This is a genomic window from Ruminococcus flavefaciens (genome assembly GCF_900108555.1).
Taxonomy (GTDB): domain Bacteria; phylum Bacillota; class Clostridia; order Oscillospirales; family Ruminococcaceae; genus Ruminococcus; species Ruminococcus flavefaciens_P.
This window is the reverse complement of the sequence record NZ_FNWV01000002.1, coordinates 108,401-131,836: the sequence shown is the minus strand read 5'-3', so window position 1 is coordinate 131,836 and position 23,436 is coordinate 108,401. Positions and strand designations below refer to the sequence as shown.

Genomic DNA, 23,436 nt, shown 5'->3' with positions numbered 1-23,436 from the left:
CGCACTTTGTGCGCCTTTGTCATTTTTTGCGGTATTGACAAATCTTTCACTTGCAGTGTTGCTTTTTGCGAAAGAATGTGATATAATTAATTGTAAGTGTGCATTTAGACAGATGCAGAACTGTCTGCACAAATAAATATTATGAAAAGAGGAAAACAAATGCCTGCAAATATCGTAGTCGGAACACAATGGGGAGACGAAGGAAAGGGCAAGATCATTGATATCCTTGCTTCCCGCGCAGATGTTGTAGTTCGCTCACAGGGCGGAAACAACGCAGGACACACTGTTGTAAATAACGGCGAAGTATATAAGCTTCACCTTGTACCATCGGGTATCCTTTACCCAAATGCCCTCAACCTTATCGGTGCAGGTGTAGTTCTTGATCCTAAGGACTTCATCGGTGAACTCGACAACCTTGAGTCGAGAGGTATAAAGACTGTAGGTCACCTCAAGGTAGATCCACGCGCTCAGATCGTTATGCCTTGGCATATCGCTCTTGACGGTCTTTCCGAAGCATTCCGCGGCGGCAAGGACATCGGTACTACAAAGAGAGGTATCGGCCCTACATACATGGATAAATACGAGAGATGCGGCATACGTATGTACGACCTCGTTCACCCTGAAGTACTTGCTGAAAAGATACAGTCTACAGGCAAGCTCAAAAATGAGATAATCACTAAGGTATACGGCGGTGAGGCTTTCGACCTTGACGCTGTTACAAAGGAATATACAGAGTACGGAAAGAGACTTCTCCCCTACATGGACGATGTTTCTGTTCTCACATTCGAGGCTCACAAGGCAGGAAAAACTATCATGTTCGAGGGCGCACAGGCTACTCTCCTCGACATCGACTTCGGCACATATCCTTATGTTACTTCATCACACCCACTTTCAGCAGGTGTGTGCGTAGGTACAGGTGTAGGTCCTAAGGTCATCACAAACATCATCGGTGTTGCAAAGGCTTATACTACCCGTGTAGGCAAGGGACCATTCCCTACAGAGCTTGACGACGCTACAGGCGATCAGATCAGAAACGTAGGCGGCGAGTTCGGTACAACTACAGGCAGACCAAGAAGAACAGGCTGGTTCGACGCTGTAATCGTCCGCCATTCTGTAAGAGTTAACGGTCTTGACAGCCTTGCTATCAACAAGCTCGATACTCTTGCTAATATCGACACACTCAAAATGTGCGTAGCTTACAAGAAGCCTGACGGAAGCATTATCAAGGAGTTCCCGCCGACACTCGAAGAGCTCGAAGGCTGCCAGCCTATATATGAGGAATTCCCCGGATTTACCGAGGATATCTCAAAGTGTGCAAGCTTTGATGAGCTCCCTGCAAACTGCAAGAACTATATCGCTCGTCTCGAAGAGCTGGTAGGCTGCCACGTAAGCATGGTAGGTATCGGTCCTGACAGATCACAGATACTGGAAAGATAAGAAAATACACAGTTCAGCCGCTTCGGCGGCTGTTCTTATAATTAATAGATATAGGGGAGATCATTTATGAAGATTTTCACAAAAACAATTGCAGCAATTCTTACAGCCTCTCTTGCTGTATGTTCAGCCGCTCCTGTAAACGCAGCTTTTACGGATATTCCGTCGTCTGCTGTAGTCACATCCAATGACAATGTAAAGGTTCCTACATTCACTTCCGATGAGGAAATGCTGAAATATATACGCAGTGAGATGCGTAACAGGGTCGAGAGTTTTACGGTAGCATTAAAAGGTGTAAGCGTAGCAGAATCAAGTAATTACAATGATATGCTCCTGACAAAGATATTCGATAGTACAGGCAATCCTAAAGAGGGAAGCTATCTTTTTTTAGGTGTCCGCAATATCAATGTCAAGACCTCTGCTGATGATGATATATTCAAAATAGATTTTGAGTTATCGTATATGACCACATACGATCAGGAAACAGAGCTCGACACTCAAATAAAAAAACTCGTCAGTGCAATGCCTCTTATATTGGGAGAAAATTACAAAGACCTTCCTGATGCAGAAAAAGTCGCTAAGGGTTACGATTATTTTGTAAAACTTATGAAAAATGTCGATCACGTAGAGGATAAAAATGATCTCTCACTTTATTCGGCTTATTCGGTACTGGTAAATAAAAAAGCAAACTCCATCGGCTTTGTACAGTTGTTTATCCGCACTCTTGCCGAAATAGGCATTGATTCACAAGTTATGTTTACCTCAATTGATCTGACAGGTAAACTCGGTTCTCACTTCATTCCGGCAGTATGCATTGACGGTACTTATTACCTATGCGATCCTGTATCTGATTTCATTTTGGGTAACGGAGATAATAAGTTCCTGCTGAAAGGCACAAACGATCTCGACAGTTCCGAAGAGTATAAAAAAGCTGTTGAAAAGCAGGGACTGTCTCTGAACAAGCTTGCTGAACAAAACGGTGTAGCACTGTATTCTTACGACAAGAAGTTTGAATTCGGCGATGTCAGCGGCGACGGTCTTATAGACTCCGTTGACGCTTCCATGATACTTGCGGAATACGCAAGGCTTTCATCTTCGGACAAATGCGGAATATTCTCGGCAGGTCAGAAAAATGCCGCTGATATTGATAAAAACGGTCAGATCGACTCTGTGGATACATCTATTATCCTTTCATACTATGCATACAAGTCAATAAGCTCGGATAACAAAACTCTGAGCGATTATGTAAGCAAAAAGTGAACTTCCTTTGCAAAGGAGGCATAAAATGAAATACTCGTTAAAAATACTGGCTGCGCTTTCTTCTCTTGTCGTTCTTACAGGCAGCATTATACCAACATCAGCTTTTGCTGCACGATCTTCTGTTCCTGATATAACATCAGAGAACGTTTCTTTGCCGACAAATGACGCAGCTGCACAGATACGAGGATATCTCAAAGCACGTTCTGCCGAATTCACCATATTCGTGGATAATGTAAAATTCTCAGGCGATGAAAGCAAGGCAAAAGAAGAAGCGGAAACTTTATCTCAGTCGCTTATATTCAAAGCCTTTGAAGAAACAGGCAGCGGCGATGAAGGCGACTATCTCCGCTTTGCTGTAAAAAAATACGAATGTCTGGTAAACTTTAAAAATCCGGGAAAACTCACCTATAGAGTCATGTATTATACAACTCCCGAGGAAGAAGCCATGCTCGATGATAAAGTCGACCGTATACTCGGTGCACTTTCTCTCGATCAGAAATCCGACTACGAAAAAATACGTGCCATATATAAGTACGTCACGGAAAAGGTCTCTTACTCCACCGATTTAGAGGATCAATACATATATTCAGCCTACAATGCTGTAATAAACGGCAATGCCGTTTGTCAGGGCGTTGCACAGCTTCTTTATAAGATGTATAACGATTCGGGGATACCCTGCCGTGTTATCGCAGGTATATCCCACGATATCAGCGGTGCGAACCCCGACGGCAACCATGTATGGCTCATAGTAAAGCTTGGCGAAAAGTACTATCTCCTCGATCCTACATGGGATCTGAGATATAACGGACATTATTTCCTGTATTTTCTGAAAGGCTCGGACGATTTCGACTCTGTAAGCCCTAATATAACCCATATCCCCCGCAATGACAACGGGCTTTCATTCCCCGACTACAATTCAGAGGAGTTCAAAAAGGCTTATCCTATTTCTCAGTACGAATATAAACCGCCAACCTATTCGCTGGGCGACCTTAACGGCGACAAGTTCGTGGACTCTGTCGATGCTTCCATGATACTTGCTGAATATGCGCGTATCTCATCAGGAAACGGTACACGCTCATTCAGCTCTGAACAGACAAAATATGCCGACGTGAACGGCGATGATCTTATAGACTCTGTTGACGCTTCTCTTGTCCTGTCTTACTATTCCACAGTATCCAACGGCAAAGATATAAGCATTACGGATTTTATTAATTCTCATTAAACGAGGTGTTGATTATGTACGATGAAAACAATCCAATCGGAGGACTCCCCGAGGAGATAACCTATACTCCCGAGGCTTCCAGAAAAGAAGGACCTACAGGTGTTACCGCCCCTGTCCTCGATGATTTCGGATATGCAGCTCCCGCACCAAAGAAAGACGGTCCTACAGGAGTATCTGCTCCTGTACTCGATGATATGGACAGCTTTGTTTCAGACAGCGCGAAAAAAGGCGCTCCAACAGGCATATCAGCTCCTGTGCTTGATGACAGTATGGGTTACGGTCAGGCAGACGACAGAAGAGGTGCTCCTTCGGGAATATCAGCCCCCGTCCTTGATGATAATATATCTTACGGTCAAGCGTATGAGAAAAAGGGTGCTCCTACAGGCGTATCCGCTCCTGTACTTGATGATAATACAGCGTACGGTCAGACATATGAGAAGAAAGGTGCTCCTACAGGCGTTTCCGCTCCTGTGCTTGACGATAACAGCGCACCCTATACTCATGAAAAGCTCGTACTTTCAGACGATGACATAATCGCAGGTCTTACACCTGACCTGAAAGCTCGTTTTGACGCGCTTCCTGCTGATAAGCAGCAGCAGATAATCGACATGAGAAGAACTCAGCTGGGCGCAGTTGCTCCTCCTGTGCAGGTCAGTGCACCTGTACTCGATGAGGACAATTACACTCCCCCACCGAAACAGGAAGAGCCTAAGCAGCCGCAGCCGCAGGCACCTATAACTGCTCCTATCCTCGATGACGAGCCTGAGCCGCCAAAATATCAGCCTAAGTATGTTGACGAGGACCTTCAGCGCGCTAAGTCACAAGCAAGGACATCCGCAAACCTCACATCTGACCAGAAAGACTCAAAGGCAAGTCTCCAGATGATGCTTGCCCTCAAGGAAGAAGCTCGCCAGAGAGAAGCACAGAAGGGCTTCGTGATAACTATCGTGATCGCTGTTTTGGGCGTTATTGCAGCCGTTGTTTTCTTCCTGCTCTACTCAGGTCAGCTCGGACTTGAATACAAGGACGGTCTCAGCGGCATAAGCAAGATAATCGAAAATTCAGCAGTATATATCGCAGGTGCAGCTGGTCTGCTCTCACTTCTTCTCATGACAGGAATAGGTGGTATAAAGTCATTGACTTCCTTTGTGTTTCTGCTCTTCGGAATTATACAGCTGTTCCCCGGACTGTTTATGATAAACCAGCATAAGGGCAGCTCAGGTCTTGCTATACTGCTCTATGCGGTATCGCTCATACTCACTGTCGTTGTTTTCTTCATACTCTGCGGAAGCGAAGCTGTTGGACAGTATTTCAACAAGAATAAATCATAAAAACGTCTCCTATAAATGGGCACAAAAACAGTATTTTTCAACGGAAAAGCATTGATTATCCAATAATTAAAAAATAAAAATATATTGCAGTGATATAAAATTACGCAATATTAGGAAAAAGGCTGACTCGCATGAGTCAGCCTTTTTTATTGCTCTTCTTTTTTGATACCGAATATCATACGCAGAAAACCTGATACGAATTTCGGACTTTTTATGACAACTATCTTCAAGATGTTATCCCTCCTTTGATGATATACTCTATTATATTCATCAAAGGCGTTTTTGTTACTTATTGGTGATTATAATAAGTGCAAGTCCGTTATTGATACGCAGTCTTGCTTTGCCTTCGGTTATCTCGTTGCTTACTCCTATGGGGAAGGACTGCACCATGCAGTAATCCTCAAGGGGATACTTGACTCCGCGGAAATAATCTATGCCAAGGCTTTCCGAAAGGGCAAATACAGAGATATAAACGCCGTTATCTCTGCTGCGGTAAACTACCTCTCCGTCATCTGCTCCCTGTATCGTAAGGTCGCTGTCGCCGTACATATTAAGTGTACAGCCCTGCTGATAGGCATAAATCATAGTCTGGATATTAGCAAAGCTGTGCTCAAATCTGCTGCCTCCCAGACCGCCGTACAGGTCGATATTTGAGTAGCCAAGCTCTATTGCGTGTTTTACAGCCATAAGAGTATCTGTGTCGTCCTTGTCGGGGACGCTCTGCAATATCTCGATACCTGACGGCAGCTCTTCCGTATAGGAATCGAAATCGCCTACGATTATATTAGGTACTACACCAAGCCTTCTGGCATGATTATAGCCGCAGTCCGCACATATCACAAGGTCTGTTTCCTTCAGCCTTTCAAGAAGCCTTTCAGTACTATTTTCAGGCACATCTCCGCCTGCGAATATAGCGCATTTTTTCATTTCAATTCCCACTCCTTCAGCTGTTTAGCCTCTTCATACATAGTTTTATAGCTTTCATGGCGGCTTTTCGATATCTCGCCGCGCTCCACCGCTTCTACTACCGCACAGCCTTTTTCACATACGTGTGCGCAGTCTCTGAAACGGCACTTATCGGTAAGCCCCTCAAATTCACGGAAACAGCCTGCAAGCTCTTCCTTGCGGATTATATCGTATCTGTTTGTCTCGAATGTGGAGAAACCCGGAGTATCAGCTATATATCCGCCGCCGCTGAGCTTATAAAGCTCCGCGTGGCGCGTAGTATGCCGTCCTCTGCCCAGCTTTTTGCTTATCTCGCCTGTTGCGATATTCAGCGTAGGATCGACAGCATTGAGCAGTGTTGACTTTCCTGCACCCGAATTGCCCGTAAATGCGCTTATTTTCCCTGTAAGAAGCTTCCTTACGGCTTCTACAGATGCTTCATCGTCGTACTTGACTTCCACTACATCTATGCCGATGCCGCCATATATCTCATGTATGGGACTGCTGTCGCCCAGATCGGTCTTTGTGATGACCACAACGGGAGTTATGCCCTTATACTCTGCTATAGCGATGAACTTGTCCAGTATAAGATAATTAGGTGCAGGCTCACAGGTGGAGACTATGAATATAAGCTGGTCAAGGTTTGCAAGAGGAGGTCTTATGATACAGTTTTTTCGGTCGGCTATCTCGGTTATTACCCCGTCCTCTACGGTAACTCTGTCGCCAACACAGGGACTGATACCCCTGTTGCGGAAAACTCCTCTCGCCTTACACTCATATATACCGTCAGGGGACTCTACACTGTAGAGTCCCCCTAAGCATTTTATAATAATTCCGCTGTTACTATCTTTCATCAATAGAAACGCCAAGTATTTCCGGGACCTTCCCAGTCGCCGTTTTCGTATTCCTTGTATGGGATCCAGTTCTGATTTTCATCATAGATACCATTTAAGCCCGGCTGTCTATCACTGTTAACGTCCTGTGAAGTTGGCTGCGGATCTGTCGGCTGCTGCTGAGCCTCTGTAGGCTTAGGAGCTTCCGTCGGAGGCTCTGTCTCTGGCTGCTTGTATCCGCCTACTGCGCTGAATGCTCCTCCGATATCCTCAGATATAGTTGAGTAAGAATTTGTTGAGAAGTCGAAGCTGTATGTTCCGAGAAGAGCTCTCTGTGAAGTTGTCATATTGTAAAGGTAAGCCTTTACTTCAACGCCCTTGCCTGAACCGTCGATAGATACTGATGCTGTTGACATACCCGGGCAAACGATAAGACCTGTTGTCTCAGCCTTTGAGTGGCCCTTTTCGTCTGTAAGGATAAAGTCGATGCTGAAACGTCCGTCTGCATCACCCGGAAGCGGTATGTCAATGCTTACCTTACCGTCAGGGATAGTACCGTCGCTGACATAGAGAGTAATTGTAGAACCGCCCTCTACCTTTGTACCCTTTTCAGGATCCTGCTTGAATACTGTATCCTTCTTCTCGTATGAAGGCTCTGAAACTGTCTCGACCTTGAGGTTCTTATATCCTGCCTTGATAACAGCGTCATCAATGCTCATGTGTGTATAGTCCTCAAGCTCAAACTGCTCTGCATTTGCGCCCATACTTACGTAGAGAACGACTGTAGAGCCCTTATATACTTCCGTACCCTCTTCAGGCTCGGATTTGATTACATAGTTAGGATTTACATTAGCGTCCGAACGCTTGATTATCTTACATTCAAGACCTCTGTCCTTGAGCTGGAGCTTTGCAAGGTCTGCGTTTATTCCTGCAACATGAGGAACATCAACAGTCTCCATACCCTTACTGATAGTTACCTTGCAGACATCACCCTTCTTGAATACTGAGCCTGCTTCGATACTCTGCTTGATAATGCAGTTTTCATCTTTTTCGTTATACTCAGAACCCTCGATCTGGAACTTGATGCTGTTTCCCCATTTCTGTTCTGCCTCATAGTAGTCCATACCATAAAGTTCAGGCATCTTATTGCCGCCCTTCATGGAGTTGTTTGTGATAAGGTTACGCAGCATCGTTACAACGAAGAATACTGCAACGATGATAACAACGACAACTACTGCCGTAAGAACAGGGACTACCAGTGAAGAACGCTCTTCCTCCTCATCCTCGTCCTCGTCATCTTCATAACCGCCGTTATTGTTATAGTTATTGGTGTATGCGTCATTGTATCTCTGAGAAACAGAAGTACCGCTGCCGTTTGCGCCTGCGTTTCTGCCGCCTGCTGCCATTGCAGCTGCTGCTCCTGCATAAGCAGGTGCTCCAACTGATGAAGATGCAGCCTTTGCAGCGTAAGCGTTAGCTACTTCCTGTCTGCTCTCTGACTGTACATTGTTTTCAACGGAAGAGTCAAGCATCTCCTGCTCGCTCTCGTCGTCCTCCTCGGCATAGTAACCGAAGGAGATGTGAGGATCTGCCTTGAATGCTTCGATATCGCTTATCATTTCGGCAGTTGTCTGATATCTGTCCTCGGGAGCCTTTTCCATAGCTCTGAGTACGATCTCTTCGAGACCGTCAGGGATATCAGGATTTATCTGCTTTGGACGCTCGGGGATATCGTGCATATGCATAACTGCGATAGCAACGGGGTTATCGCTGTCGAACGGCTTTCTGCCTGTGAGCATCTCGTACATCATTGCGCCTACCGAGTAGATATCGCTCTTAGCGTCTGTAACGTTGCCGCTTGCCTGCTCGGGGCTGATATAATGAACGCTTCCTATTGCCTGATCTGTAGCAGTCTTGCCCTCTTCACGAGCAAACTTGGCAATACCGAAGTCCATGACCTTTATAGTGCCGTCAGTGAACATCATAATGTTCTGCGGCTTTATATCGCGGTGGACTATACCCTTGTCATGAGCGTGCTGAAGAGCACGGAGTATCTGTATAACGAAATGAACTGTGTCCTTCCATGAAAGTACTTTTTCCTCTTCAATATACTCTTTAAGTGTGATACCGTCGATATACTCCATAACGATATACTGTATCTTTTCAGAGAAGCCCACATCGTATATCTTTACGATGTTAGGATGAGAAAGTACTGCTATCGCTTTTGACTCGTTTCTGAAACGACGCAGGAACTCTTCATTTTCTGCAAATTCCTTTTTCAGTATTTTTATTGCTACCGTTTTGTTGTCGATAACATCAACGCCCTTGTAGACCTCAGCCATACCTCCGACGCCGATAAGCTCGGTTATCTCATATCTTCCGTCGAGCTTTTTGCCAATGTTTTTATCCATTTCCTTTCCTCCTGCGTTAGTCAGAAATTACCGCAACAGTTACATTGTCACGGCCGCCCTTTGCGAGAGCTAATTTAATAAGTTCGTCTGCAACATCATCAAAATCTGAGTTTAGTATGACGCTGTATATCTCATCGTCGCTGCAATAACCCGAAAGTCCGTCAGAGCAAAGCAGCAGGCTTATTTTATTATCCTCATAATCAAGCATAAATGTATCTGTAAGCACTGTTTTTTCTACGCCTACCGCTCGGACGAGCATATGCTTCTGAGGGTGAACTTCCATTTCCTCCTCGGTGATCTTGCCCTGTTCAAAGAGGAGAGCGGCTACGTTATGATCGGTAGTGATCCTTACGAGCCCCGTATCCGTTATAAGATACGCTCTGCTGTCACCGACATTGGCTATGAAAGCTGTTTTCTTGTTGACAAAGGCAGCAACACAGGTCGTTCCCATGCCGAAATTCTTGAAATCGAACCTTGCCCGTGTATATATCACGGAATTAGCTGCCGAGATCGAGGAGATAAGGAGCTTACGGATCTCTTCATCGCTCAGACTCTCTTTGTAATCCGCCGAAAAACGCTGGAAGAATTCTTCTATTGCAAGCTCGCTGGCTTCCTTGCCTGCGCGCTCGCCTCCCATACCGTCACATACTACGGCGAGAACATTATGGCCGAAATATTCGCATCTCACTGCGTCCTGGTTTTCCTCGCGCATGAGACCGATATCCGTGCCAAAGCGAAATCTCAAGTATCCGCACCCCCATTCTTTTCATTCTGCTGTGCAGCATCGCGTCTAAGCTGACCGCACGCTGCTTCGATATCGCTGCCGAGAGTTCTTCTTACGGTAGCGTTTATTCCCCGCCTGCCAAGCAGTTTTGCGAATTCCGCAACGCCTGAGCGGGCTGTATGATAATTTCGTTCCCTTACCTTATTAACGGGTATAAGGTTAACATGGCAATTCATTCCCCTAAGCAGCTTTGCCAGCTTATCGGCATCTGCGGGCGAGGAATTGACATCGTCGATAACGGCATATTCAAAGGTGACACGCCGTCCCGTCTTATCGATATAATATCTGCAAGCCTCGATAAGGCTCGGAAGATCGTACTTTTTATTGACGGGCATTATCTCGCTTCGTCCCTCGTTATCCGCACAGTGAAGGGATACCGAAAGGGTAAGCTGCAATTTCTTGTCCGCCAGCTCATATATACGCGGTACGATACCGCAGGTAGAAAGCGAAACGTGACGAAGGCTCATATCATTGCCGTCCTTATGTGACAGCAGATGCAGGAACTTCATAACGTTGTCGAAATTGTCAAGGGGTTCACCGATGCCCATGAGCACCACTCCCGAGACACGTTTGCCTGAATCACGTTCAGCCTCGTAGATCTGCAATAAAATCTCCGAGGCAGTAAGACTTCTGACATAGCCTGCTATAGTTGAAGCGCAGAAGTTGCACCCCATTTTACAGCCCACCTGAGTCGACACGCAGATGCTGTAGCCATAGCTGTATTCCATGAGAACAGTCTCGACGAAATTGCCGTCAGAAAGCCTATAAAGATATTTTACCGTATTATCTATAGCAGATTCAAGCCTTTTCTGCACAAATAGTCCATTTATACAAAAAATTTCGTTCAGGCTGCGGCGTAATTGGACAGATATATCAGTCATTTTGTCGAAATCAAGGACTCTTTTCACGTGCAGCCACTGAAATATCTGCTTTGCACGGAATTTCTTCTCGCCGATGCTCGTCAGTATCTCTGCAAGCTCGTCAAGATCAAGACTGAGAATATCGATTTTTTCCAATTTATCACCTTACTTTTTCCTGAATTTTGCAATAAAGAAACCGCTGCCGAATTTCGGCGGCATAAGTGTAGCCATAGTGCCGAAATTTTCTCCCAGCATCTCGGGAAGCTCAACTGCCTCCAGCTCGGGGTGTTCGCGGAGAAGTCTTTCACAGACCTCCTCGTTCTCGGCTTTTCGCACTGTACAGGTGGAATATACGAGAGTACCTCCCTCTTCCAGATAGTTCAGCGCGTTGCACACTATTTTATATTGTATATCGGGGAGCCCTGCAAAGTCTGAGATATTCTTGTACTTTATCTCGGGCTTGCTGCCAATGACTCCCAGTCCCGAACAAGGGACATCGCAGAGTATCTTAGTGAATTTCGGCAGGTCGGGATCGAATACTGTCGCGTCCCCTGCTGCCGCTTTTATATTGGTGAGACCGAGCCTCTCCGCACCCCTGCGTATGAGCTCGGCACGTTTTTCGTGAAGGTCGAAGGCGTATATCTCGCCTTTACCGTTCATCAGCTCCGCCATAGTAAAGGTCTTGCCGCCGGGAGCTGCGCATATATCAAGGACTCTGTCCTGCTCGGTTGGAGCAAGGGCTTCACAGCAAAACTGTGATGCAAGCCCCTGTACGTGGAAATATCCCTTTCTGAAAGCTTCCGTTGCTGTCAGGTCACCGCTTTCCACGGTGTAGCAGCACTCTCTCAGCTTTTCCGCTTTTATGCCCCCAAGTGCCTCATAAAACACTTTTTCATTACATAATAACGCATTCAAACGCAGATATGTGACACTCTTTTCAAGAGAATTTGCAAGAAATTCCTCTGCTTTTTCTGCACCGTAATCATCGGTGAGACTTTTCACAAGTTCGGCAGGTGCGGAATACTTCACAGACATTGCTTCCGCGCTGTTTTTCGGCAGCTTTATCTCCTTGCCGCTGCGGATAAAATTGCGCAGTACTGCATTTACCATGCCCGAAGCACTTGTCTTGCGGAATTTCTTCGCAAGTGCAACGCTTTCGTTTACGGCTGCGTTATCGGGGACACTGTCCATATACATTATCTGATAGATACCGCAGCGCAGTATATTAAGGATAATGCTGTCAAGCTTTGCAATGGGACGTGAGCTGAGTCCGCCGATGATATGGTCAAGAGTCAGCCTGCGCTCTATAACTCCGTAGTAAACAGCCGAGCACAGCTTCTTTCCCCTGTCGTCGAGATCAGAGGCTTTAAGACCGCTGTCCAGCTGCAAATTCGAGTAGCTTCCGCCGCTGAATGTCTTATCGAGAAGCTTTACAGCAAGGTATCTCGGGTCTGTCATTATCTTCTTCTTACAGTTGCAAGAAGTCTGAGAAGCTGTATGATCGATGCTACGAGTGCTGCAACGTATGTCATAGCAGCTGCTGTGAGTACCTTCTTAGCCTTTGGAACTTCGTCCATTTCAAGGATACCGTCATTTTCAAGGGTCTTTAAAGCTCTGTCGCTTGCGTTGAACTCGCATGGAAGAGTAACGATCTGGAAAAGAACTACTGCCGCAAACATAGCGATAGCTACATATATAAGAGTAGTACCAATAGCCATCTGGCTAAGAAGAACACCGATGATCAGTACGAAATACCAGAAACGTGAACAGATATTTGTAGCAGGAACTATCTTGCTTCTTATTACAATAGGAGTATAGTTCTCAGCGTGCTGACAGGCATGACCGCACTCGTGAGCAGCTACGCCGATAGCAGCTACAGAAGTATTGCCGTAGCATGAATCTGAAAGTCTTACAACATTTGCTCTTGGATCATAGTGGTCGCTGAGGCTGCCTTTGATATGCTCGATACCAACATGAGAAAGACCGTTTGCATCGAGTATCCTTCTTGCAACTTCATCAGCAGTAAGTCCTCTTGAATTGCTTACCTTGCTGTACTTGTTGAAAGTTGTCGTTACATTTATCTGTGCGATGAGCGGCAGCAAGATCATAATTAAAAGTCCTATTATACCCATATTTTCCTCCTTAGCTGAGTATCTCTCCCTCAGTCAGCTTCTTGCCTCTGAGGAAGTCCTCTGTATTCATGCGTTTTTTGCCCTCAGGCTGAACTTCGCGGAATATTACCGCACCGCCGTCGCCGCACTTTACTGCAAAGCTCTTTGTATCGACAACAGCCCCGTTTTCAGCATTGGGGTACTTTTTATCCGAAAGCTCTGATCTGAACACTTTAAGGCGTTTGCCCTCAAGCATTGCAAAACCCGTAACTCCGCGGATAGTATTGTGTATATCCGCAGCAGACTTTGAAAAGTCCAGCGCACTCATCTCCTTGCGTATCATAGGTGAGTAGCAGCTGAGACTGTCGTCCTGTACTTCGGGGTGAAGATCGCCGCTTTCAATAGCTTTTATAGTTTCTGCAAGGACTTCGCCGCCCATATCGGAAAGTCTTGCATAAAGCTCCTCATAGGTCTCATTCTCGCCTATTTCGGTGCTTTTCTTGATGAGCATATCACCTGTGTCAAGTCCCTCGCTCATCTGCATGGAAGTAACACCTGTCTCCTTTTCGCCGTTGAGTATTACCCAGTTTATAGGAGCTGCGCCCCTGTACTTTGGCAAAAGTGAAGCGTGTATATTCACACAGCCGTGCTTTGGGAGCTCAAGGACTTCCTTAGGAAGTATCTGTCCGTAAGCGGTAACGACTATAAGCTCGGGTGCTATATCGCGGAGAGTTTTCATAGCTTCCTCTGCGTCATCGCCCTTTCTCAGTGAAAGCGGCTGATAAACAGGTATGCCGTACTCCTCGGCAGCAGCCTTTACAGGCGTAGGTATGAGCTTATAACCTCTGCCCTTTGGTTTATCGGGCTGAGTGAAAACTGCTGCTATCTCATGTCCGCTCTCTGCAAGAGTACGCAGGCACGGTACAGCAAAATCAGGTGTTCCCATAAATACTATTTTCATTTTTTAGGCTCCTCTGGTACAAAGAATTCTTCGACTATTTCTGTGAATATATGACCGTCAAGGTGGTCGTTCTCATGGCAGGTACACTGTGCTCCGAGATCTGTGAAATCGCGCTCGAACCAGTTTCCGTTCCTGTCCTGAGCTTTAAGGTGACAGCTCAGAGGTCTTGTAACATAGCCCCATACATTCGGGCATGAAAGGCAGCCCTCCTGCACACGCTGTTTGCCCTCTTTTTTGGTAACTTCGGGATTTATAGCCTCGACTATATCGTTTTCGTCAAGGTGCATGATGAATATCCTGCGGCACAAGCCTATCTGCGGAGCAGCCAGACCAACACCCTCGGCTTTGTCGAGAGTCTCGTGCATATCGTCAAGAAGCTGCGCAAGCTTTTCATCAAACTTCTCCACGGGCTTGCAAACCTTGTGGAGCACCTCGTCCTTATCGGTTAAAATTCTTCTAAGTGCCATTTTATCCTATCCTTTTCTCATACGCCCACATCGCCGTTCATATCGGCATACAGGGCAATACCTTTCATCTCTTTCAGCTTTGCCGACTCTGTAAGGACTCCGCTTATATAGTCCCTCATTTCGGCGTTGTTCTTGCATTTCATTATTATCCTGTAGCGGTACTTGCCGTTTATCCTGCCGTAAGAGCATCTCACGGGACCAAGCACACGCACGGGAGTTTTCGGCTGAAGCTCCCTGAGCTTACAGTTCATAAGTCCCAGAACAGCGTCCGCACCCACCTTGACTGAAAAATCCTCACCGCCTGCAAAGCAGAAAATGCACATATCGCACAGCGGCGGAAATATCATTGCACGGCGTATGGCTATCTCCTCATTGTAGAAGCCCTTGTAGTCCTGCGCGGCAGCAAGATTCATGATGTAGTGCTCTGGAATGAAGGTCTGCAATATTGCCCTGCCTTTGCGCTCACCGCGTCCGCCTCGTCCCACCACCTGAGTGATAAGTGAGAAGGTGCGTTCATAGCTTCTGAAATCCCCTGCATACAGAGCCTTATCCACCGACAGTACACCTACCAGCGTAACATCGGGGAAATCCAGTCCCTTGCCTATCATCTGAGTACCTATCATTATATCGTATTTCCCCTCGCGGAAATCCCTGAAGCTTTTCTCATAGGAATACCGTGAGAATGTTGTATCCGCGTCCATGCGAAGTATACGCGCAGTCGGGAAGAATGTGGAAAGCTCCTCTTCAAGCTTCTGCGTACCGAAGCCCATATTTTTAAGGTGCTTCGAGCCGCAGGAGGGGCACTCCTCCACAGGGTCACTGACGTAGCCGCAGTAGTGGCACATCAGCTTGTTGTTTTTCTTGTGGTATGTCAGCGGTACCGAGCAATTCGGGCAGTACACAGGCTGATAGCAGTCGCAGCAGCTTATGATAGTGTGATAGCCTCGTCTGTTTAGAAGCAGTATGGACTGCTCGCCGTTTTTCAGATTAAGGCTTATCTCCTCCGCAAGTCTGCGGCTGAATTCAGTGCGGTTGCCTGCCTCACGCTCAAGGTTCATATCAATGATACTCACCTCGGGAAGCGGCGAATTCTGATAACGCTCCTTCATTTCGAGAAGCTTGTATACTCCCCTTTCGGCGAGGTAATAACTCTCGATGGAAGGTGTAGCCGAAGCAAGCAGAAGTGCAGACTTATGGTAAGCACATCGCTGCTTGGCGATATCATGTGTGGAATATCTCGGCGAACTGTCCGATTTATAGGAACGCTCGCCCTCCTCATCTATAATGATGAGTCCGATATCACTCAGCGGAGCAAATACAGCACTTCTCGTACCAATTACGATATCCGCGTCGCCCCGTTTTATTCTCTTGTATTCGTCAAGTCTCTGTCCGAGGGAAAGACCGCTGTGTATTACAGCTACCCTCTCACCGAAAAGCGAACGAAATCGCTTCAATATCTGCGGAGTGAGACCTATTTCGGGAATGAGCAGCATTGCCTGCCGTCCCATTTTTACAGTATCGTCTATGAGTTTTTCAAATACCGAGGTCTTGCCGCTTCCCGTTACACCGTGAAGCAGGAACACCGCAGGCTTTCTCTCAAAAAGCTGAGCAAGCACGGTATCGTGAGCCTTCTGCTGTTCATCTGAAAGGACTATATCCTGCGGACTTCTTTTCTCGTCCGTATCGCCCTCTACTCTTCTCAGCACCTCGGCTTCGTATTCCTCGGCTGCTCCGTTTGCGCAAAGACGCTTCACTACCGCTTCGGTAACTCCGCACATATACGCAGCTTCCCTTACGGCAGCAGAGCCGAATTCCTCAAGGAAATCAGCTACCTTTTTCTGCTTCGGAGTAAGCTCGAAGCCCTCGGGAGCACTCATATACTTTTCTGTCAGGCGCACCATTCTCACTGCTGCATCGCCCACAGCCTGCCTGAAAACGTTGTCCGAGTCCAGTGCACCTGCGTCGCACAGCTCATCGGGAAGATGTCTGCCCTTATCTATTATATGCTTCTCTATCAGCTCATTCAGCTCTTTGCTCCCTGCCGTACCCGAAAGTATTTCCAGAAACTCGGCAGCCTCATTACTGAGAGAAGATATATCCGTGAAATTCTTAACAAGCCTGAACGTTTCTTTTGCGCTCACGCTCATTGCAGGCGGAAGCATGGCTTTTACTGCATCAAAATATGTGCAGAAGGTATGCTCTCTTATATACAGGGCAAGTCTGAGAAGCTCCTCCGAAATGACAGGTTCTGCGTCCACAAGTGACACAAGGGATTTAAGTCCCTTTTTATCGCCCTCGGAGAGCTTCATGACCACTCCTATCCTGCGTTTGTTCCCCTTACCGAAAGGTACAAGCACTCTGCATCCGCAGGCGATATCCGCTTTCAGCTTTTCGGGAACAGCATAGCTGAACAGCATATCAAACGAATAGGCTGTTCCGCTGACTGCGGTCTCCGCAATAAGGGGCATTACTCGTTGCTCTGTGGAACAGTGCTTACTATCTTGCACTTTCCGCTTGCAAGCTCCTCAACAGCTGTCTTTACAGGCTTCTCTTCAAGAGTCTCGCCGTTCTCGTAAAGCTCCTCTGAGATCTGTCTTGCGCGCTTTGCAACAGCAATAACGAGTGAATAACAGCTCTCATTCTTTGTGATGATCTGATTTACTGCAGGTCTAAGCATTTTTAAGCACCTCTTCTATAATATCGCCCGAAAACTCTTTTTTAAGCTGCTCTCCGCGTATAACTGCGAAGAAGTCGCTTATAGCGTCCTCAAGGGCGTCGTTGACAATGATGTAATCGTATTTCTCAGCCTGAGATATCTCCCATGCTGCCTTTGAAATACGCTCTTCTATGACCTCATCGGTCTCTGTGCCGCGCTTTTTGAGTCTGCGGCGGAGTTCACCTATTGAAGGCGGAACTATGAATATAAACAGTGCATCGGGACGCTTTTCGCGTATTTTCATTGCGCCCTGAGGCTCTATTTCAAGTATTACGTTGAGTCCCTTTTCAAGTCTGCCGTCAACCTCGCTGGAAAGAGTTCCGTAAAGGTTCTGACAGTACTCAGCGTGTTCAATGAACTTGCCGTCAGCGATACGCTGTTCAAAGTCCTCACGGGTAAGGAAGTGATAATTCACACCATCCTTTTCACCCTCTCGGGGAGCTCTTGTAGTTGCCGAAACAGATACTGCGAAACGCTGGTCCTTCAGTATCTCCTCCAGCATTGTACCTTTTCCGCAGCCCGACGGAGCGGAAAATACAATAAGTCTGCCTTTATTCATCGTCGTCAGCTCCTCCTGAACCGTTTATTCTTGCAGCAAGAGTCTCTGTAATGAGTGATGAAAGGATAATATGACCGCTGTCCATTATCATTACGGCTCTTGTTTTTCTTCCGTAGGTAGCGTCAACGGCTCTGCCGTCGTCGCGAGCCTCCTGAACGAGGCGTTTTATGGGAGCTGACTCGGGGCTTACTATAGTAACTATCCTGTCAGCAGACACCATATTTCCGTAACCTATATTTATAAGCTTCATGGTAAATTACTCAACATTCTGGATCTGTTCGCGTATCTTCTCGATCTCAGCCTTCATATCGACTACGACCTTTGTAATGTTCAGATCCTGAGCCTTTGAACCGATAGTATTTACCTCACGGTTCATTTCCTGCACGATGAAGTCAAGCTTTCTGCCCACTGCATCATCTCCCGATACCATATTCTCAAGCTGAGAGATATGGCTGCGGAGTCTTACAGTCTCCTCGTCAACGGCTATTTTCTCAGCGAAAACAGCAGCTTCTGTAAGAACTCTCTGGTCGTCTATATCCTTGCCTTCAAGGACTTCGCTGAGCTTCTTGTAAAGTCTGTTCCTGTAGTTTTCAACGGTAAGCGGTGAGAGCTCCTCAACCTTTGCTACCATTTTCAGTATACCCTCAGCCTTTTCGATTATATCGGCTTTAAGGCGTTCACCCTCTGTCTGGCGCATTTCAACGAATTTGCCGATAGCCTCTGAGGCTACCTTTGAAACGTCCTCCCAGACCTGTTCCTCGTCATCGGGAGTTTTCTGTATATTGAATATATCGGGGAGCTTCATAAGCTTTGAAAGTGTGATGTCGTCCTCCACACCGAGCTCATCGGCAATGCTTCTGAGAGCGTTTACATAGCCCTCAGCTGCACCCTTATTAACAGCGATCTCGGTATCTTTGCCTTCGATATTATTGATCGTTACGGCTATTTCAACTTTACCGCGGGAAATGCTTGTTTTGAGCAGAGCCTTCAGCTTTTCGTCTATATAGCTGTAGGTCCTGGGAACTCTTGACGAATATTCATAATATCTATGGTTAACTGAACGGATCTCCACAAGGATATCGCGTCCATTAAGTATCTGCTGCGCTCTTCCGTAGCCTGTCATACTTCTAAGCACCCTATCGCCTGCTTTCTTAGGAATATTTTTTCGCATAAAAATGCTATTATAATATTATATCATTATTTAAAGCAAAATGCAAGCTTTTTTCGGAAAATATCGCGGATTTCAATTTTGCAGAGGCGAACACCCTCGTCCGCCATGACTTTACGTCTCATGGTCGAATTGGGCATAAAAAAGCTGCACGGTATGACCGTGCAGCTTTAGATCTACTTAATTATAAGTAATAATTACTTAGTTGGATCAAGTGAAGAGATCTTGTTGAGGAGGAAGTTCTGGATACGAACTGCGTCCTGAGTTGTGATGCCCTTGCTTGATGTATCAACGTCAGCGTTAGCCTGACCCTGAGCAGTGATAGCTGTAGCGTCTGTACCGCCGATGCCATACTTGTTCGGGTTAGCAAGGCTCTGCATGATAAGAACGATATCAGACATATCTACATCGCCGTCGCAGTTAGCGTCGCCCCATACAGTAACTGTAGGAGTCTTATCAGAAACAGTTGTAGTAACTGTTGTAGTTGTTGTAGTTGTAGTTGTAGTTGTAGTTGCAGCTGTTGTAGTACCTGGAACGATCGGCTTAACCTCTGGGTAGAGAAGTGCCATTGTACCGTAAGCTACTACAGCGTCACCAGCGTGCCAGAATCTGTGATACTGGAACTGGTAGTCGCCACAGTCAACCGTACCATCGCCATTGTTATCTGTACCTTCGCCATCGTAGTACTTCTTGCACTCCTGCCACATCTTATCCTTCTCGTAGCTCTTACGGATCGATGAGAATGTTGCGCCTGGCTCAAGCTTAGAACCATCAGGCATTTCGCCCTTATAGTAATCAGGAATATATACCTTCTCCTCATATACTCTCTTGAGGCTTGGGTTAGAATCAGTAAATGTGATACCGATCGCGTCACGTCCCTCATAGTACTGAGCTGAAAGGAGTCTGTTAGCAAGGTAAAGTGCCTTTTCTTCAACAGATGAGCCTTCCTTAGTAGCGAATGAAGGATCAACGCCCTTAGCCTTAGCATAGTACATAAGTGAGTTACAGAGTGAGGATACGCATCCTACGTCTCCCTGACCGTAACCGCCGATCTTACAAGTAAGCTTCTGGTTACCGTTCTCGTTGTATTCACCTGTCCAAGTATCAGGTGTGCAAGTATAGTCTGTATCGCTTGAACCCCAGTCAAGAGTTGAAGGGATAGCATATGTATGTGTATTGCCTGCATCGTCAACATAGTCGAACTGAGTATTCTTCTCGAACCAATCAACCCATCTTGTAAGGAGCTTATCGAGAGCTGTCTCGAGGTCGAGACCGCCGTATGTCTGGTTAGACTTGTCGCCGTTTGTTACTACATAGTAGTAAAGCTCAGCAAGACGCTGTGTTGACCATACCTGGTTACCGATCCAGTGGTTTGAACCCGGGTCAGCGTAAACAGGATGTGGAACGTAAGCCATCTTATAGAATGTAGCATGGCCTGAAGGATATGTCTCGTAACGACCTCTCCAGCTGTTTGTACAACCACCAGCGAAAGGACCGTCTACAGACTGGAGCCACTGATACATTTCAATCTGTCTCTTGAGAGACTCTGTATAGTCATCGCTTGCGCCCTTAGACTTCATACCAGAATTGATTGCTGAATCATAGAGAAGACCATAAGCAGCAAGTGGGTTCTGATAGAACTGATGTGAGTGTGAGCAGCCGATCTGCCATGCCCAGCCGTAGTTGCCGTAGCTTGCAGTAAGAGCTCCGCCCCAAGCAGTATACCAGCCCATGAGGTAGTGCTGACCGCCGTTGCCTGACTCAGCAGAGCTTGTGAGTTTTGTATCCTCAGCGATCTTCTTGTAGTACTTATCAAACATGTCGTTACGGCACTGGTCACCCATCTTACCTGCGAGAGCAGATACAGAAGAATCACCTGCATTGTACTGGTTTGCAAAGTAAACAGCCTGAATAGCACGATCCTCAGCGTCAGGAGCGTTTGTGAATGAGTACTGTGAAGGAACCTTGTCCTTACCATTGAAGATAGCCTTGATACCGTTACCGTTATCCTTATCCTTGCTTTCCATACCCCAAAGGAGCTCTTCAAGACAAGGAGCAGGAACTGTCTCGAAACAAGACTCCTGTTCGCCTCTCTGGAATGTATTGATAAATGTGAATTTGCCTTCGCCGTCTGTGCCCTTGCTGAAGCCGTACCAGTCGTCAACGTCAGCGAGCCAGTTCATGAGGTAGTAACCTGCGTCCTTGCTGTATGCAGACTTGAATGTCTCATAAAGTGGGTTAGCAGCCTTACCGCCTTCCTGCTTTGCAGGATAATCACTTGGCTGATCGCACTCTTCTGATGAGTCAGCCTCAACCTTTGTCTGTGTCCAGAATGAACTGTAATCGATATCTGATCTGCCGTGAGCCTTTGACCAACCAGGGATCATAGCTTCCATTGTGTTCCAAGCCTTCTTGAGGTCGCCCTTAGAACCGCTGATAACATTCTTTGAAGCAAGAACATCGTGCATAGCAGCCATCCATACGATGTATGACATAGCTTCTGATGTTGTCTCGTGACCATAGTCAGGAGCCTCAACGATGAATGTTTCTACTGAATGATAAGGAATACCGAAGCCAGAACCATTTGTCTGTTTGCTAAGGTAGCCGTTCTCTACACCGTTTGTTACAACGTCATCATAAAGTGACGAGAACATCTCAGCGTAAGTTGTTTCCTTTGCATAGCTGGAAGTCTCAGCAGCTGAAGCAAATGTAGGAAGAACTGCGGTTGCGGACATTGCAGCTGCAAGAACGCCAGCTGCGAGAGCCTTATTCTTTTTGCTTATCATTTGTTTTTACCCCTCTCGTAATAATATAGTGGTTAAAAAATGGATTGCCCCCTAAGGTTCGCACTTTCGGGGGTGCATACGAAAATACTTCGTACACTGTGTGCATTTTCACGCAGACTGCACACAATTCTCAAACTATTTTCAAGATTATTATATTCTACAATTCAATGCGTGTCAACAGTTTACTCCTGAGCAAAGTCATTTTTGTTGCAATGCACACAAAGCCAATTGCTTTTTTGTACATTTTGTCTACCGCTGAAAACAGCTAAAAATCGGATATATCAACTAAGTGTTAATAAGTTGCATTATAAAACAAATCGTATCAACATTCATCTTACCCACAATAAACTCTCACAAAATCCTCACACTTTCGCTATAAGATTTACCTGTCGCTTTGCCTGCGAAACAGCGTTTCGCAAAACTGTCTCTCTTGTGAATTAACATTTTATTCATTTTTTATTCATCTTGTGTTAATATTATTCTGCGATAATATAGCAGTATGCTATGATGAGATAATAGCACCTGTTTTTTGATAAAATTGATTTATTGATCGGAAAGGAGCAGCTCATGATTACTATTGAAAACCTTACAAAGTATTACGGCAGCAACCGTGCTGTAAATCATATAAGCTTTACAATAAACGATAATGAGATCCTCGGTTTTCTCGGGCCCAACGGTGCGGGAAAATCAACTACCATGAACATGATCGCGGGATTCCTGCCCATGTCAGACGGAACTGTTACCATCTACGGTGCAGACATAACCAAAGATCCGATAAAAGCAAAAAGCAATATCGGATACCTCCCCGAGATACCTCCCGTATACCCCGATATGAAGGTAAAGGAATACCTTTCATTCTGTGCAGGTCTTAAAAGAGTGCCAGCAGGCAAGCGCAAGAGCGAAATAGAGCGCGTTATGGGACTTCTTAAAATAAAGGACGTTTCGGGAAAGCTTATCCGCAATCTTTCAAAGGGTTACAAACAGCGTGTGGGATTTGCTCAGGCACTTCTCGGCAACCCTAAATTCCTTATCCTCGACGAGCCTACAGTTGGTCTCGATCCAAATCAGGTAGCAGAGGTACGTGCTCTTATAAAGGATCTGAAAAAAGAGCACTCCGTTATATTCAGCTCACATATCCTCAGTGAAGTAAGTGCGGTATGCGACAGAGTAATCATCATCAACAAGGGCGACATAAGAGCTATCGACACTATCGAGAACCTTGAAAAGTCATTTGCCACATCGTTTATACTTCACATCAAGGTAAAGGGCGACAAGGAAAAGGCTGCTTCTATAATAGGTATGACCAAGGGCGTCAGCGAGATAAAGAAGATAGACGATGAGGGCAATGATATCTACTCATTCACCGTTTCTCTCGAAGGCGATACTGATACTATCAGAGATTCTATCATGTCCGAATGTCTCAAAAGCGGCATAAGCATACTTGAAATGTATACGGACAAGCCTAACCTTGAAAACGTATTCATCGAGCTCATCAACCGCCCCGTAAAGAAGAACGGACTACAGGAGCTTCTTGACGAGATGCCTGATGAGTCAGAAAAAAACACTGAGAAAAAGGAGGAAGAGTAAG

General features: G+C 46.1%; 21 protein-coding genes. 5 read left to right on the top strand and 16 right to left on the bottom strand.

What is annotated here, in order from left to right:
* The first annotated feature begins 159 nt into the window (after positions 1 to 159).
* The 4 genes from BLW60_RS03840 (at position 160) to BLW60_RS03825 (ending at position 5,247) form a co-directional block, all read left to right on the top strand.
* Positions 160 to 1,437 carry an adenylosuccinate synthase gene (locus tag BLW60_RS03840; RefSeq protein ID WP_074714564.1) on the top strand — a complete coding sequence of 426 codons (1,278 nt, stop codon included), beginning with the start codon at positions 160 to 162 and terminating at the stop codon, positions 1,435 to 1,437.
* A gap of 66 nt (positions 1,438 to 1,503) precedes the next feature.
* Complete coding sequence (locus tag BLW60_RS16195; RefSeq protein ID WP_081348108.1) at positions 1,504 to 2,694, top strand: dockerin type I domain-containing protein; 1,191 nt, start codon at positions 1,504 to 1,506, stop codon at positions 2,692 to 2,694.
* A gap of 25 nt (positions 2,695 to 2,719) precedes the next feature.
* Positions 2,720 to 3,916 carry a transglutaminase domain-containing protein gene (locus tag BLW60_RS03830; protein ID WP_074714563.1) on the top strand — a complete coding sequence of 399 codons (1,197 nt, stop codon included), beginning with the start codon at positions 2,720 to 2,722 and terminating at the stop codon, positions 3,914 to 3,916.
* Between the two features lie 14 nt (positions 3,917 to 3,930).
* Positions 3,931 to 5,247 carry an ABC transporter permease gene (locus BLW60_RS03825; RefSeq protein ID WP_175460879.1) on the top strand — a complete coding sequence of 439 codons (1,317 nt, stop codon included), beginning with the start codon at positions 3,931 to 3,933 and terminating at the stop codon, positions 5,245 to 5,247.
* 146 nt (positions 5,248 to 5,393) lie between these two features.
* Here the strand turns inward: BLW60_RS03825 and spoVM are convergent, their stop codons facing one another.
* From spoVM to BLW60_RS03735, 16 genes are all read right to left on the bottom strand, one after another.
* The gene (gene spoVM, locus BLW60_RS17375; protein ID WP_367267445.1) at positions 5,394 to 5,477 is read right to left on the bottom strand and encodes a stage V sporulation protein SpoVM; all 84 of its coding nucleotides are present in this window, start codon (positions 5,475 to 5,477) and stop codon (positions 5,394 to 5,396) included.
* A gap of 55 nt (positions 5,478 to 5,532) precedes the next feature.
* On the bottom strand, positions 5,533 to 6,174 hold the full coding sequence (locus BLW60_RS03820) for a thiamine diphosphokinase (protein WP_074714562.1): 642 nt from the start codon (positions 6,172 to 6,174) through the stop codon (positions 5,533 to 5,535).
* Positions 6,171 to 7,046 carry a ribosome small subunit-dependent GTPase A gene (gene rsgA, locus BLW60_RS03815; RefSeq protein WP_074714561.1) on the bottom strand — a complete coding sequence of 292 codons (876 nt, stop codon included), beginning with the start codon at positions 7,044 to 7,046 and terminating at the stop codon, positions 6,171 to 6,173. The genes BLW60_RS03820 and rsgA overlap by 4 nt, the downstream gene beginning before the upstream one ends.
* Positions 7,046 to 9,436, bottom strand: a complete 2,391-nt coding sequence (gene pknB / locus BLW60_RS16190) for a Stk1 family PASTA domain-containing Ser/Thr kinase (RefSeq protein ID WP_081348107.1) — start codon at positions 9,434 to 9,436, stop codon at positions 7,046 to 7,048. Before pknB ends, rsgA begins: the two co-directional genes overlap by 1 nt.
* Before the next feature lie 16 nt (positions 9,437 to 9,452).
* Positions 9,453 to 10,181, bottom strand: coding sequence for a Stp1/IreP family PP2C-type Ser/Thr phosphatase (locus BLW60_RS03790; protein ID WP_074714560.1), 729 nt, complete (start codon positions 10,179 to 10,181; stop codon positions 9,453 to 9,455).
* Positions 10,178 to 11,236 (bottom strand): dual-specificity RNA methyltransferase RlmN, encoded by a 1,059-nt coding sequence (gene rlmN, locus BLW60_RS03785; RefSeq protein ID WP_074714559.1) that lies wholly within the window; start codon positions 11,234 to 11,236, stop codon positions 10,178 to 10,180. Before rlmN ends, BLW60_RS03790 begins: the two co-directional genes overlap by 4 nt.
* A 9-nt stretch (positions 11,237 to 11,245) precedes the next feature.
* A complete protein-coding gene (gene rsmB, locus BLW60_RS03780; protein ID WP_074714558.1) occupies positions 11,246 to 12,538 on the bottom strand; it encodes a 16S rRNA (cytosine(967)-C(5))-methyltransferase RsmB in 1,293 nt (430 codons plus the stop codon).
* A complete protein-coding gene (locus BLW60_RS03775; protein ID WP_074714557.1) occupies positions 12,538 to 13,212 on the bottom strand; it encodes a zinc metallopeptidase in 675 nt (224 codons plus the stop codon). The genes rsmB and BLW60_RS03775 overlap by 1 nt, the downstream gene beginning before the upstream one ends.
* 10 nt (positions 13,213 to 13,222) lie before the next feature.
* Positions 13,223 to 14,152 (bottom strand): methionyl-tRNA formyltransferase, encoded by a 930-nt coding sequence (gene fmt / locus BLW60_RS03770; RefSeq protein WP_074714556.1) that lies wholly within the window; start codon positions 14,150 to 14,152, stop codon positions 13,223 to 13,225.
* The gene (gene def, locus BLW60_RS03765) at positions 14,149 to 14,619 is read right to left on the bottom strand and encodes a peptide deformylase (protein ID WP_074714555.1); all 471 of its coding nucleotides are present in this window, start codon (positions 14,617 to 14,619) and stop codon (positions 14,149 to 14,151) included. Before def ends, fmt begins: the two co-directional genes overlap by 4 nt.
* Positions 14,620 to 14,636: 17 nt before the next feature.
* Positions 14,637 to 17,087 (bottom strand): replication restart helicase PriA, encoded by a 2,451-nt coding sequence (gene priA / locus BLW60_RS03760; protein ID WP_074714554.1) that lies wholly within the window; start codon positions 17,085 to 17,087, stop codon positions 14,637 to 14,639.
* On the bottom strand, positions 17,087 to 17,296 hold the full coding sequence (gene rpoZ / locus BLW60_RS03755) for a DNA-directed RNA polymerase subunit omega (protein WP_074714553.1): 210 nt from the start codon (positions 17,294 to 17,296) through the stop codon (positions 17,087 to 17,089). Before rpoZ ends, priA begins: the two co-directional genes overlap by 1 nt.
* A complete protein-coding gene (gene gmk / locus BLW60_RS03750; RefSeq protein ID WP_074714552.1) occupies positions 17,289 to 17,894 on the bottom strand; it encodes a guanylate kinase in 606 nt (201 codons plus the stop codon). The genes rpoZ and gmk overlap by 8 nt, the downstream gene beginning before the upstream one ends.
* Positions 17,887 to 18,144 carry a DUF370 domain-containing protein gene (locus BLW60_RS03745; RefSeq protein WP_028518629.1) on the bottom strand — a complete coding sequence of 86 codons (258 nt, stop codon included), beginning with the start codon at positions 18,142 to 18,144 and terminating at the stop codon, positions 17,887 to 17,889. The genes gmk and BLW60_RS03745 overlap by 8 nt, the downstream gene beginning before the upstream one ends.
* 6 nt (positions 18,145 to 18,150) lie before the next feature.
* The gene (locus BLW60_RS03740) at positions 18,151 to 19,029 is read right to left on the bottom strand and encodes a YicC/YloC family endoribonuclease (RefSeq protein WP_074714551.1); all 879 of its coding nucleotides are present in this window, start codon (positions 19,027 to 19,029) and stop codon (positions 18,151 to 18,153) included.
* Positions 19,030 to 19,259: 230 nt separating this feature from the next.
* Positions 19,260 to 21,848 (bottom strand): glycoside hydrolase family 48 protein, encoded by a 2,589-nt coding sequence (locus tag BLW60_RS03735; RefSeq protein WP_074714550.1) that lies wholly within the window; start codon positions 21,846 to 21,848, stop codon positions 19,260 to 19,262.
* A 567-nt stretch (positions 21,849 to 22,415) separates the two neighbouring features.
* Between BLW60_RS03735 and BLW60_RS03730 the strand changes: the two genes are divergently transcribed.
* A complete protein-coding gene (locus tag BLW60_RS03730) occupies positions 22,416 to 23,435 on the top strand; it encodes an ABC transporter ATP-binding protein (protein WP_074714549.1) in 1,020 nt (339 codons plus the stop codon).
* Position 23,436 lies beyond the last annotated feature (1 nt).

Coding starts and splice junctions, on each gene's coding strand:
- BLW60_RS03840 (WP_074714564.1), top strand. CDS start 160: ATGCCTGCAAATATCGTAGTCGGAACACAATGGGGAGACGAAGGAAAG.
- BLW60_RS16195 (WP_081348108.1), top strand. CDS start 1,504: ATGAAGATTTTCACAAAAACAATTGCAGCAATTCTTACAGCCTCTCTT.
- BLW60_RS03830 (WP_074714563.1), top strand. CDS start 2,720: ATGAAATACTCGTTAAAAATACTGGCTGCGCTTTCTTCTCTTGTCGTT.
- BLW60_RS03825 (WP_175460879.1), top strand. CDS start 3,931: ATGTACGATGAAAACAATCCAATCGGAGGACTCCCCGAGGAGATAACC.
- BLW60_RS03820 (WP_074714562.1), bottom strand. CDS start 6,174: ATGAAAAAATGCGCTATATTCGCAGGCGGAGATGTGCCTGAAAATAGT.
- rsgA (WP_074714561.1), bottom strand. CDS start 7,046: ATGAAAGATAGTAACAGCGGAATTATTATAAAATGCTTAGGGGGACTC.
- pknB (WP_081348107.1), bottom strand. CDS start 9,436: ATGGATAAAAACATTGGCAAAAAGCTCGACGGAAGATATGAGATAACC.
- rsmB (WP_074714558.1), bottom strand. CDS start 12,538: ATGACAGACCCGAGATACCTTGCTGTAAAGCTTCTCGATAAGACATTC.
- BLW60_RS03775 (WP_074714557.1), bottom strand. CDS start 13,212: ATGGGTATAATAGGACTTTTAATTATGATCTTGCTGCCGCTCATCGCA.
- fmt (WP_074714556.1), bottom strand. CDS start 14,152: ATGAAAATAGTATTTATGGGAACACCTGATTTTGCTGTACCGTGCCTG.
- def (WP_074714555.1), bottom strand. CDS start 14,619: ATGGCACTTAGAAGAATTTTAACCGATAAGGACGAGGTGCTCCACAAG.
- priA (WP_074714554.1), bottom strand. CDS start 17,087: ATGCCCCTTATTGCGGAGACCGCAGTCAGCGGAACAGCCTATTCGTTT.
- rpoZ (WP_074714553.1), bottom strand. CDS start 17,296: ATGCTTAGACCTGCAGTAAATCAGATCATCACAAAGAATGAGAGCTGT.
- gmk (WP_074714552.1), bottom strand. CDS start 17,894: ATGAATAAAGGCAGACTTATTGTATTTTCCGCTCCGTCGGGCTGCGGA.
- BLW60_RS03745 (WP_028518629.1), bottom strand. CDS start 18,144: ATGAAGCTTATAAATATAGGTTACGGAAATATGGTGTCTGCTGACAGG.
- BLW60_RS03735 (WP_074714550.1), bottom strand. CDS start 21,848: ATGATAAGCAAAAAGAATAAGGCTCTCGCAGCTGGCGTTCTTGCAGCT.
- BLW60_RS03730 (WP_074714549.1), top strand. CDS start 22,416: ATGATTACTATTGAAAACCTTACAAAGTATTACGGCAGCAACCGTGCT.